This is a genomic window from Marinomonas foliarum, from assembly GCF_003337275.1.
Classification (GTDB): Bacteria; Pseudomonadota; Gammaproteobacteria; order Pseudomonadales; family Marinomonadaceae; genus Marinomonas; species Marinomonas foliarum.
The window spans coordinates 23,119-35,805 of sequence record NZ_QPJQ01000013.1 but is presented as its reverse complement, the minus strand read 5'-3'; the positions used below and the strand labels follow the sequence as shown (position 1 = coordinate 35,805).

General features: G+C 41.9%; 8 protein-coding genes. 4 read left to right on the top strand and 4 right to left on the bottom strand.

The window, feature by feature from the left end:
• Positions 1-68 precede the first annotated feature (68 nt).
• Positions 69-1,271: a thiolase family protein gene (locus tag DFP77_RS08705; protein WP_114411900.1), complete on the bottom strand. Its 1,203-nt coding sequence runs from the start codon at positions 1,269-1,271 to the stop codon at positions 69-71.
• Positions 1,272-1,303: 32 nt separating this feature from the next.
• Positions 1,304-2,872: an acyl CoA:acetate/3-ketoacid CoA transferase gene (locus tag DFP77_RS08700; protein WP_114411899.1), complete on the bottom strand. Its 1,569-nt coding sequence runs from the start codon at positions 2,870-2,872 to the stop codon at positions 1,304-1,306.
• A 335-nt stretch (positions 2,873-3,207) separates the two neighbouring features.
• Between DFP77_RS08700 and DFP77_RS08695 the strand changes: the two genes are divergently transcribed.
• From DFP77_RS08695 to DFP77_RS08680, 4 genes are all read left to right on the top strand, one after another.
• Positions 3,208-4,242 (top strand): TRAP transporter substrate-binding protein, encoded by a 1,035-nt coding sequence (locus tag DFP77_RS08695; protein WP_114411898.1) that lies wholly within the window; start codon positions 3,208-3,210, stop codon positions 4,240-4,242.
• A gap of 23 nt (positions 4,243-4,265) precedes the next feature.
• Positions 4,266-4,769: a TRAP transporter small permease gene (locus DFP77_RS08690; protein ID WP_114411897.1), complete on the top strand. Its 504-nt coding sequence runs from the start codon at positions 4,266-4,268 to the stop codon at positions 4,767-4,769.
• Positions 4,762-6,081 (top strand): TRAP transporter large permease, encoded by a 1,320-nt coding sequence (locus tag DFP77_RS08685; RefSeq protein WP_114411896.1) that lies wholly within the window; start codon positions 4,762-4,764, stop codon positions 6,079-6,081. The genes DFP77_RS08690 and DFP77_RS08685 overlap by 8 nt, the downstream gene beginning before the upstream one ends.
• Before the next feature lie 123 nt (positions 6,082-6,204).
• Entirely contained in the window at positions 6,205-6,660 is a 456-nt protein-coding gene (locus DFP77_RS08680) for a MarR family winged helix-turn-helix transcriptional regulator (RefSeq protein WP_114411895.1), read from the top strand.
• Positions 6,661-6,718: 58 nt separating this feature from the next.
• Here the strand turns inward: DFP77_RS08680 and DFP77_RS08675 are convergent, their stop codons facing one another.
• Positions 6,719-8,032, bottom strand: a complete 1,314-nt coding sequence (locus DFP77_RS08675) for a methyl-accepting chemotaxis protein (RefSeq protein ID WP_114411894.1) — start codon at positions 8,030-8,032, stop codon at positions 6,719-6,721.
• Positions 8,033-8,140: 108 nt separating this feature from the next.
• A complete protein-coding gene (locus DFP77_RS08670) occupies positions 8,141-12,412 on the bottom strand; it encodes a PAS domain-containing hybrid sensor histidine kinase/response regulator (RefSeq protein WP_114411893.1) in 4,272 nt (1,423 codons plus the stop codon).
• Between the last annotated feature and the right edge of the window lie 275 nt (positions 12,413-12,687).

Here is a 12,687-nt window from a genome sequence, read left to right as displayed (position 1 = left end):
GATTACCTTTAAAATTCTTTATGGAACGCCTCAAACTCTTATTGGCGAGCGCAGTAGTCATGCCGTTTTTATCGGTCAGAAACCTTAATCACCACGGCCATGCCAGTGTCTCCAGCAGCACAACCAGTGAACAAACCATAACCGCCGCCATTGATAACCAACTCTTCAATAAGCTCAATAATGGCACGCATACCCGTTGGTCCTTGTGGGTGACCCCAAATTAACGAGCAGCCGTAATTGTTCATGGTCATCACATCAATGTTCATAGCTTTTGCAAAAGCCACATCATTAACCGCAAATGGATTGTGTGTTTTAATCGCTTTCACTTGTTTAATATCGACCCCCGCTACAGCTAGAGCACGTTTCGCCGCTTCTATTGGTGCCGCTGGCATGTAAGCAAGATCATCTCGGGCTTGGCCAAAACCAAGCACTTCGATCTTAATTTCTGGGCGAGAAGTTAAAGACGCCACCTCTTCTGAACGACAAAGAATCGCAGAGGCATTACCATCAGCAGGATGCGTTTGGTTACCAAAGGTGATCACACCACCTTCTTGAATCGGTTTCAGCTTTTGCAAGCCCTCCAGCGTCGTTGGGAAAACCCCTTCATCGCCAGTAATTACCGTGTCTTCTTTTTTGAAGTTAGCCGTTGGCACAGACAAAGGCAGCGTCATATAACGCTTTTGAAAAGCTTGATCATCTTTCAAAGCATATTGATATTGTTCATAACGACGGTAAGTGACTAAATCCAATTCTTCACGAGTGATGTCAAAACGCTTAGCAACGTTTTCACCCGTTTGCATCATCGAATGGCCGCCAACACAATCGTTCATCATGTTATAAGTTACTTGGTCTTCCGATGCACCGGCTGGACCTTTCGCATTTGGATAATAAATATGCGGGCCATTTGAACAGCGATCTGCCGTCATCAAGAGAGAGATATTCGCCATGCCACAGACGATTTCCGACGCAGCAGCAAACAAACCACGAGCACTGGTCGCACAAACTTGGTTAACCGCATGACCTGCTGTGTTTACCGCACCAATATCATACAAAGGCCAAGGTGCGCCGTTAAAAGATTGATACTGATTAACCGTCATGCCCAATACGCCTGAATCGAATACCTTTGGATCGATATTACGTTTCGCCAATTCGGACTTTGCGACATGAGCTGCAAATTTCATCGAGTGCAGATGCTGCAATGAACCTTGCCATTTGGTAAACGGCGTACTCCAGTAAGCGCCGTAAGGAATTTCTACATTCTTGATAGACATAAAGTGTCCTCGCTTATTTATTCTTGTTATTTTTACTCTTGGTTAGCCGCAGCCATGATGTCGCCCAAACCGCCCCACTGCTCAGCAAAGATTTCTGCTGGCATATTTTTAAGGTCATCAGCGATGATTGGACGGAACGCCATCACACTTAACACGTCTTTTTCTAGATCTAGTCCCGGTGCAATTTCGGTTAGAACCATGCCTTCTTGGCGCAGCTCCAACACACAACGCTCAGTGACAAACACGACAGGTTGATGGTTTTCTCTCGCAACAGACCCACTGAAAGTAATGTGATCAACGGCTTCAACAAACTTCTGCACCTTACCTTCTTCCAACACTTTCATCTTGCCATTTTCAAAGCCAAGCTTAGCGCCATTCACCAATGTGCCGCAGAACACCACTTTCTTAGCGCTCTGGGAAATATTAATAAAACCACCAGGCCCAACCACTTTAGGACCAAACTTACTGACGTTTAAATTGCCATTTTTATCCGCTTGAGCCAGTCCTAAGAAAGCAATATCCAAACCGCCGCCGTCATAAAAATCGAACTGAGCTTCATGTTCTATAATCGCGTCCGCATTCCATGCCGTGCCAAAATCACCGCCAGACGCAGGAATACCGCCGTAAGTACCAAGCTCGGTTGTTAGGGTGAATAAATGAGAGACTTTTTCTTCTGCCGCAATCGCAGCTACCCCGTCTGGCATACCGATACCAAGGTTCACCATGACATTAGCTTTCAGCTCCATAGCAGCACGGCGAGCAATCACTTTTCGGTCGCTGAACGGCATAGGTGGCAAAGCGTTTAACGGTACACGTGAGTTACCGGCTAAACCTGGGTTGTAGGTTGTGGTGATGGTTTGTTTGTGATCTTCAGCTGGAGCAACAGTAACGTAATCAACTAAAACGCCTGGCACTTTGACTTCTTTAGGGTGGATAGAATGACGTTCAGCAATGTATTTCACTTGCGCAATAACGATACCACCGCTGTTTTTCGCTGCCTGCGCCATTGGCAAAATTTCCGCCAACATGGCTTCTTCTTCTACAGACAAGTTGCCATTTTCATCGGCCGTAGTGGCACGGATAACCACCACATCTAATGGGAATTTTTTATAAAGCAGCCACTCTTCGTCTTCAATATCGATGCGTTTCACTAGATCTTCAGTGGTTATAGATGTCACTTTACCACCACTAATCAAAGGATCAACGTAGGTCCCCATACCTACTTTTGTAATCACACCTGGCTTATTTCCAGCAATCTGGCGCCACATGGTGGTTAATACACCTTGAGGAAGCAAGTACGCCTCAATGGCATTATCAGTAATCATCTGCGCCATCTTTGGTGCTTGACCTGTGTGACCAGAAATCAAACGCTTCACCAAATTTGGATGCGCCATATGTGACATGCCTGCATCTCTACCATCACCACAACCACAGTCATGAATAAGCGTTAATTGCTGTGGATGACCTGTTTTTTCAAACCGCTGCTCAACAGCTTTGGCGATCGCTTCTGCAAAATAGGACATTCCTACGGTAGACCAAGCGACGTTGGCACCATCTGGAATTAAGTCAGCAGCTTGCGCTAGGGAAATAACCTTGCTCATTTTTTACCCTCACATGTCTTTTATAATTATTTAGTAAGTTGGGCTTTATTTTGTTGATATTACTTAGCCAAGAATAATTAATGTTGTACACCACAACTATTTTTATTACAAACACTTTGTATTGGCGTTACTTTTTTTGAATACCTTGAGTGAAAATTCTATAAGTGGGATTGTTGAAAAGCACAACTATTTATGTCAAAACTAGTTTATTCTTGAGTGAAGATACCAAGAAAGCGATAAACGACAGCAGATCAGCGAGAATGATGGAGCATCCTGATCAAGTCATCTGATAGTTAAAAGCACTGCATAACAAAAACAAATATAAGGTGAACAAAATGAAAAAAATCAAACTGACAAGCCTAGCGTTTATGATGAGCTCTATGATGTCTATCAACGCTCTAGCCGCCGATGCTGAATACACGCTAAAACTGCACCATATGCTTCCTCCTGCTTCAAATGCACACAGTAATTTTTTGGCTCCTTGGGCGAAAAAAGTAGAAGAGGAATCCAATGGTCGCATTAAAATTGACATTTACCCCGCTATGCAATTAGGCGGTAAGCCAGCCCAACTTTTTGACCAAACACGTAAAGGCATCGTCGATATCTCTTGGACTGTTGCAGGTTATACCCCAGGGCGTTTCCCGAAAATGACGTCTTTTGAACTGCCATTTATCCCAGGCTCTGCTAAAGCGACTAGTATGGCTTTACAGGAATATGCTGAAACTGAAATGCAAGATGAACTAAAAGATGTTCATCTGTTGGCTCTTCATACACACACTCCCGGCTCACTTCATTCCCGTGATAAAAGAGTCAAAAGTATAGAAGACTTAGAAGGCTTAAAAGTTCGTGCTCCAAATAAATACATGTCTGAAGCATTCGATGCAATTGGTGTTAATACCGTCTTTTTACCTGTCCCAGAAATGCCAAGCGCGCTTTCTAAAGGTGTAATTGACGTAGCTGTATTGCCATATGAAGTGGTTCTACCGATGAAAATTCATGAACTAGTTGGACACCATACTGAATTTAAAGGCAAAGGCTTATATTCAAATACCTTTGCCTTTACGATGAATAAAAAGGTATATAACAGCATGCCCGCTGACCTACAGAAAATTATCGATAACAATTCAGGCGTAGCATTAGCAGGCCACATTGGTGAGCGATTTGATACTTATGAAGTGTTTGCACGTAAGTTTGCAGTAGAACGTGGCAATACTTTTGATTATATCGAAGGTGCAGAACATCAGCGCTGGGAAGATGCCATGGCGCCTGTAGTCGATAAATGGGTTGAAGACATGAATGACGATGGCTACGAAGGGCAACGTCTTCTTGATAAAACGAGAGCTCTTATCAAAAAATACGAAGACTTATAAGCCAGCGAATCGGATAAGTTAGCATGATCAAATTTAATGCAGATATACACCGATCTTATCTAGGTCGTTTATCGACACTATTTGCGCTAGCGGGTGGTTTTATCATGTTAATACTGGCGACGACAACCGTCGCCAGTATTATTGGTAGATCAACCATAGGGCAATCAATAGTAGGCGATTATGAAATTACCGAAATGGGCCTTGCCATGGCCGTATTTCTATTTTTACCTGAATGCTATTTACGCAAAGGTCATGTCATCGTCGATCTCTTTACCGCAAACTGCAAGCCAAGCACTTTACGTTTTTTAGATACATTCAGTGATGTGGTTTTCACCATAGTGGCCTTTGTTTTTGCCTATCGCATGAGCCTGAGCGGCTTAGAAGCAAAGGAATATTTAGAGCAAAGTATGCTTCTTGAATTGCCTACTTGGTGGACATTTATTGTGGGCGTTATATCGATGATACTTTGTGGCCTATGCGGTCTTTATAAGCTGTCTACCACCTTGTGTGGAGGTAATCATGAGTAATATAGAACTGGCCTTTTTTATGATGGCTGTACTGCTAGTTCTGATGAGTGTTCGTATTCCTATCGCCTTAACTATGCTAGTTTGTGGTGCTGTTGGTTACTCTCTTATTGGTGGTGTACCTGCTCTTTTAGAATACCTAGGTACTGCACCAGTTGCGAAATTTTCCACTTACGATCTCTCAGTTGTCCCACTATTTTTATTAATGGGGGAGTTAGCGACACGATCAGGCATTACCGCAGAGCTTTTTCGGACTTGTAATACTTGGATTGGTCGCCAGCGTGGCGGTATCGCCATGGCTGCGATTGCTGGCTGTGCCGCCTTTGGTGCTATTTGTGGCTCCTCTTTGGCAACCGCTTCAACTATGGGTAAAGTGGCTTTACCTGAAATGAAGCGCCTTAAATATTCAGGCAGCTTAGCGGCTGGTGCGTTGGCAGCTGGCGGAACACTGGGAATATTGATTCCACCTTCTATGGTGCTGATCATTTTCGCTGTACTTACTGAACAAAATATCTCGAAAATGTTTATTGCTGCCTTTGTGCCAGGCTTTTTAGCCGCTGGGGGTTACATACTTGCTATTGCAATTTATGTACGAATTTATCCTAACGCAGGTCCTCGTGGCGAAAAAACAACATTTGCCCAGAAAATCAAATCCACCAAAGATGTTTGGCATATCACGACTATTTTCTTGATTGTGCTAGGCGGTATCTACATGGGGATCTTCACTCCAACAGAAGCCGCTTCCGTCGGTGTCATTTTAACCGCTATTCTTGCCCTGACTCATGGCAAAATGCGTATGGATGGCCTATTGGTTTGCTTAATACGGACAGCAGTATCCTCCGCGATGATCTTTTTCATTGTGTTAGGAGCAGACCTTTTTAGCGTCTTTATCGCATTGTCTAGATTGCCAGATTTGGGTGTTGAGCTAATACAAAACTCAGGTTTATCGCCATACACTATATTGGTTTGCATGCTGCTTACCTATTTGGTCATGGGCTGTTTTTTAGACAGTTTGGCTATGATCTTACTGACAATTCCAATTTACTTCCCAATGATAATGGCGATGGACTTTGGCATACCGCAAGCAGATTTAGGGCTTTGGTTTGGCATACTAGCTTTGATCGTTGTTGAGGTGGGGCTAATCACACCACCGGTAGGCATGAACGTGTTTATTATAAAATCGTTCGATGATGCCCTAAAGCTCAAAGAGTGCTTCAAAGGCGTTATTCCTTTCCTTATCTCTGACTTTATTAGGGTCGCATTACTTATACTTTTCCCTAGTATTACCCTTGGGCTAGTTCACTTAATAGGATAATAAAAAGGCGTAGGTGCAAATTGCAACTACGCCTTTTCGATATACCCTCCAACAGTTTATGCTCACACCAAACTGGTTTTTATATTACAATACCTGCTTATCCGATTAAGAACTGAGACACTCATGGCTAACGACACAAAAAAAACAGACCAATCCGTAGACTTTGGTATTCTCAATAACTTGGTTGGTTACCGCTTACGCCGCGCCCAAATGAATTTCTTTACTAAATTCTCTGAAGTCTGTTCAGACCTTGGCATCAGTCCAGGCTTGTTTGCGATTATCGCCATTGTTGAACGTAATCCCGGACTGACCCAAACAGCCGTTGCTCAGGCGTTAGGCAATGATCGCTCCGCTATGGTGGCAGCAGTCGACAAGCTCGAAAAAATGGACATTCTTGAACGTAGGCCTGCCATTAATGACCGTCGATCCTATGCTCTTTTTATGACAAAGCATGGGGAAGCGTTTTTCCTTAAAATAAGTCAACGAGTCATGGAACATGAACAAGAGATGGCGGCACGTCTTGATGGCGACAATGAATTAAATTGGCTATTAAAAACACTAGACACTCTATCCAAGTAATTAAAAAGGGCCAACCGACGAGGTTGGCCCTTACTGATTTTTAAACAGTAAGCAATAATCAAAGCTTATTGCTAAACTGACCTACCGCATCTACAACACGCTTAGCGCCATCTTGAATTTCGACGATCACTTCGCCCGCTTCATTAGATAACGCCAGTCCTTTTTGCGCCTGTTCTTTACCTTTATTAATCAAGTCTACGGCTTTTTCGGCAAGCACTTGGTTCTTTCCAACCACACCAACAATTTCTTCTGTCGCAGAGCTAGTACGTGATGCTAACTGTCTAACTTCATCAGCAACAACCGCGAAGCCTCGCCCTTGCTCACCTGCTCTGGCAGCCTCAATTGCTGCATTTAAAGCTAATAAGTTCGTCTGATCCGCGATCCCTCGAATACTCTCAATAATGGAGCCGACTAATTGCGACTGTGTATCCAATTCTGAAATCCCTTGCGCAGCTTCTTCCATCTGCTCAGATAATTGGCGCATCACGGTAACGGTTTCACTGACTACTTGGTTGCCTTTCTTAGCACTAGAGTCTGTTTGCTGTGAAGTGGAATAAGCAATATCTGCCGCTTCCGATACTGCCAATTCACGATTCACCAATTCAGTGATCAAGGTAGCAAACTTGATTACTTTGTAAAACCGTCCATGCACATCAGAAATTGGGTTATATGACGCTTCTAGCCAGACTATATTGCCTAGACTGTCAATGCGTTGAAAGCGATCCGCAACAAATTCACCTTTATTTAAGCGCGCCCAAAACTCCGCATAGCCATTAGAACCAGACTCTTCAGCAGTACAAAACATCCTATGATGTTGGCCTTTTATTTGATCAATTTTATAACCCATGCCACGCAAAAACAGCTCATTTGCATCTAATATGTGCCCACTCATATCAAACTCAATTACCGCAGTAGATCGTTGCAATGCAGCTATAATATTCTCGTCTTCACGGGAGCTAGTAATAGTCCGTGTTAAGTTATTACAATAAAGAGAGTATTCTTTTAGTTCGCCTGTTTCACCATGTAAAATGGGTTGAAAAATTGCTCTTAACCATGATTCAGAGCCATCTTCTTTTTCAATTTCCAGAGCCCCAGCCCAATGTTTAACTTCTTTTATAGCATTCAGGAATGCCTTGTAATGCTCTGTTTTACGTGAACAAATAGGCACTAAATCAGATAACTTTCGTCCAATGATTGCTTCTTTTGAAAAACCAAGCTCTGTGATAAATTTATTATTAACTGACTTCACCAATCCATCGGTATCCAAAGTAATAACCAGCATTTCTTGACCTAAGCTGTCTTTTATTTGATAAAGAGAATGCAATTCCTCCTTTATAACCTTAAGTTCACTCTTTAAGTCACTATTAAACATTCATCTCTCCTAGAATCTGCTCATCAATAGACCAGCGTTATCAAGATTAAGCTCGGTGGAATAATCAATCTATTGAAATAGCTTAGATCAAATCACCAACAATTCACGTTATTCCTTAATTTTTTGTAAAATATTAGTCATCTCTTCTTGTAACTGCGCCCGTAACTCTTTGACATCAATAGATGATAAGCATGCTTGTACTAGCTCATTATCTTCAGTAGTTTTTAGCGTTTTTTCGGATATAGAAACCAGGCTAGCAAAGCGCTGTAATCCCATTGTTAAAGAAGCCCCTTTTAAAGTATGAAGATTCTCTGCGGTCGCTACTCGATCTCTCGTTTCAACGCTTTCAGCTATTTTTTCCAACAAATCTTCTGACTCTTGGGTAAAGCCTTCAATAACACTGTTATAAAGCTCTACACTGCCACCAAATCGACCCAAAATAGATTCAATATCTTCGTAATCGCTAAGTTCTACTACAGGGGGATTTTTCTCAGTTAAAGAGCCTTCAATGCTTTCCGAAGCCACGACCGAATTCGGTCTTTTAGTATGTTTGAGAATACAGGCAACCATTTTATCTATATCTAGAGGTTTACCAATATGGTCATTCATTCCCGCTTTAAGGCAGGCTTGGCGATCTGACTCCGATACATTGGCTGTCATAGCAATAATAGGAAGTGATGCGAACCTCGAATCTTTGCGTATTTGCTTCGTCGCTTCTAAACCATCAACATCGGGCATTTGCATATCCATCAAAACAAGATCAAAGGTCCCTACATTTTGATTGAGAACTGTTGCAACACCTTCTATTCCTCCCTCTTCTACAGAAACAATGGCGCCTTCAACGGCTAATAACTCTGTGGCTACTTGTCTATTAAAAGCATTATCTTCAACTAATAGTATTTTTACGCCAATTAAATTATTGCCAGTATAGTTATTACTAAGACGATTCGATGCCGAGGATGTATCATTTGAAAGAGATTGGTAAACGGTTTCTGACAATTGACTCAGTGTCGCAGGTTTTAATAAATACCCAGAAACAAAATCAAGTTCGTTATCTGATTGATCATTCATTATGCTAGATAATAAAATGACTTTTGGCACATCTTCGAGGTCAGGAAAGATTGAGTTTACCTGTTTAATACTTTCTTGCCCCATAAAGTCTGATATTTTCGTGTCTAGTAAAATGACATCATATTTATCTCCAGCGACAAGCGACTCTTGCAACAGAACAACAGCACCCTGCATCGAATCCGTTTTTTCACTAGTCCAACCAAGACCAAATGCCATGCGTGTGAAAATTGCTTGCGCCGCAACATTTTCATCAACTATTAAAATGCGTAAAGGCTGATTTGATATATTGTTAGAAGGCAATTCTGGCTTAATATCAGAAACAGGTAAATCAACCGTAAAATAGAAGCGACTGCCCTTACCTAATTCGCTCTCTACACATAAAGCACCACCCATTAATTCGACAAAGCGACGAGAAATAACCAAGCCTAATCCTGAACCGCCAAAGCGGCGTGCAGTGGAAGATTCCGCTTGGGAAAATACATCAAAAATCGAATCTATTTTGTCTTTTGCTATGCCAATACCGGTATCCAGCACAGACACCGTTAGCCGAGCTACACCTGATTCAGCCGGTTGTTGCTGAATTTTCAACACCACGCTGCCCTCTAAAGTAAACTTCACAGCATTGCTAACCAGGTTAATTAGGATTTGCAAGAAGCGTAATTTATCACCGACAAGAAAAGCAGGGATGTCTTTATCAATATCAAAAATCAATTCAACATTTTTACCTGACGAACTTCCAGATAAAACAGTCGATAACTCACATAACAAGGCTTCCACTTCAAACGGCGCTTTCTCGAGTTCTAACTTACCCGCATCGACTTTAGAGAAATCCAAAACGTCATTGATCAACCCCAATAATGATTTCGCTGAGATTTGTGCTTTAGAAACATAATCATCTTGCTGACTCGTCAAAGAAGTACGTTTGACAAGGTGTAGCATACCCAAAATTGCGTTCATAGGTGTGCGTATTTCGTGGCTCATATTGGCCAGAAAGTTCGATTTAGCGGTATTAGCCGCAATAGCCTCTTCTTTAGCTTTACGTAACCAGCTCTCTAATTCCCGCTCTTCCGTGATATCACGATTGATTCCCATCATAATCGTTTTCTTGCCCTCAGGGTTTTCCTGTAAAGAAGCGCTGGCAGAAATATAGCGTACCCTGTCATCAGGTAATATAATCCGAAACACAATGTCATAATAACCAGTTCCATCAACCGCTCTTTTTAAAGCTTCGACTGCCATTTCTCTGTCTTCTGGGTGCAATCGGCTTCCCCAGTCCTCATAGACAACGCCATCTTTTTTCTTAGATAATGGATATTGATATATATCGAACATTAGGTCATTCCATTCTAATGTATCGTCAACTATGTCCCAGCTCCAAATACCTAACTGTGCCACTTCCGCTGCCATTAGCAGCTGATCTCTGGCATAAATCAATGCCTGTTGATTGCTTTTTTGCTCTGTGATGTCCATCGCCATCATTAGATACCCAACAATGTTGTTCTCACCATCCTTCATTAGTGTGACAACCAAAGACACAGGGCGATTACTGTCGTCTTTATGTATATAAGTCCATTCTTTACTTTCAAATTCTCCTTGTAAGGCTCGGTGAATAAGTACACCTAGGGAGTTAGAAACCGTTTCACCTGTAGAATCAAATATTTCAATACGCTGTTTATCGATTTCAATTTCGTCATGAAAGCCGACAGGCGTCACTTTACCAACGACCTCATCAGCCGAGTAGCCAAGCATGCGCTCAGCCCCTTTATTAAATAACTTAATTACACCATTCAAATCTGTCGCGATAATAGAAACTTCGGATGAAGCACTTAGTACATCGTTCAGCAAAAAATTCAACTCACGCAGCTCTGCCGTTCTAACCTTTACCTCATGCTCCAAACTGCTATTCAACTCAAAGATCTTAGCTTCCGCTTTTTTGCGCTCTGAAATATCCCGTATGCTTTTTGAAACACCCATCACATTTTTATCAATGTCTAATATGGGTGACAAAGTCAAAGAAACAGGAATTTCAATGCCTGATTTCGTAATTCTTCGAGTTTCGATAGATTGAGACTCTTTTCTCTTTTTCAGCTTCATCATAGCCTTTTGTTCTTCACCACGAAGGTCATAAGGAACGAGTAAGTCCACCACACTTTTGTCTATCGCTTCTTCTTTTGAAAAGCCTAAAATACGTTCTGCACCGCTATTCCAACTAACGATAAAGCCATCCAAATTGGTGCTAATGATGCCATCTGCGGAGCTTTCAACCACGGCAGAAATTCTAGACTGCTGCGCTATCACCTCACGATTACGTATGATGTAAAGACGCATAAACGCAACAACAACAGTGAGCAAGAAACTGATTAATAAGCCAATCAACAAAAACTCTAACGGGTTGGGTAAACGCAATGACGCAATAAAGGTAGGAGTAACTTTAAGAATACTACGCCACTCACGTCCATAAACTACGCTCGTTTGTACCTGTTCATAACCAGCCACGCCAGATACACCGCTATCGTAGAACTGAACAGGCTCGTCCAAATCAGTGATATCCCAAAGTTCATAATGAAGCCTTTCAACATCTACTGGCAGCCCCCTCAATACCTCTTCCATTAGCAGAGGTGCATAACTCCAACCGAACCCCTTTTGTATGCGCTCTGCTTGAGTCAAAGGCGTACTACCACCATGATAAATGGGCATAAGAATAAGAAAGGATTGTTGAGGCTTTCCTGTAGCTTGCACCAAGGTTATTGGGCCAGTTAAACGAACTTCTCCTGAATACAAAGCAGAAGCAGCGGCTTCTCGCCGATTTCTTTCAGAGGCAATATCCAAACCAACCGCCTGACGATTTCGATCGACGGGCTCAATATATTGAATAACGTATCGTTCATTAAAATTAGGGTTCAATGCCTTAACAGAAAACTCCGGCCAGCCGTCTTTACGCGCTCGATCAACAAAAGCACTTTCTTCAGATGGGGGTATGCGGCGAATAAAGCCAAATCCCCTGGCTCCAGGAAACTCCAAATCAACATCACGGCTTAAGCTGTATAAAGTGAAAATTTTACGCGTAATCAAATCCTCACCAGTGGTTAGTATTGCCCCTCTGGCTCCTCGCAAGCCGTATTGATAAAGCTGAATACGAGTCTGTACTTCTTGTTGAAGAATATTCGATGCATCTAAAGTCGCTTGATTAATCTGTACTTTATTGTCTTCACGTACTTTGTAAACAACAACAAAAACAACAGCTATAGTCACCAATAACGTAATAAGTACCCAGCGGTTAAAAATAGATTCTGATGATACTTTTTGCACTTTTGCCTCCGAGCAACAAATCTCACGTCATACTTGGTCAAAACTATAGAAGCGAGTAATCGAATAAAATAACTATAAGTGTAGGTTAATTAATAACTTATATTTAGAGAATTACTACAAAAAAACACAAAATAAACGACAATTTATCACAACAAAATAGCGAGAAGGACAATCGTTTAAAAGCACAGAACCTCCATGCAATTTATTGTCTTGCATCAAGGTTTGTTACACAAACGAAGCAACTGGCATAATTTTACGTTATCCTTTTTTGCACT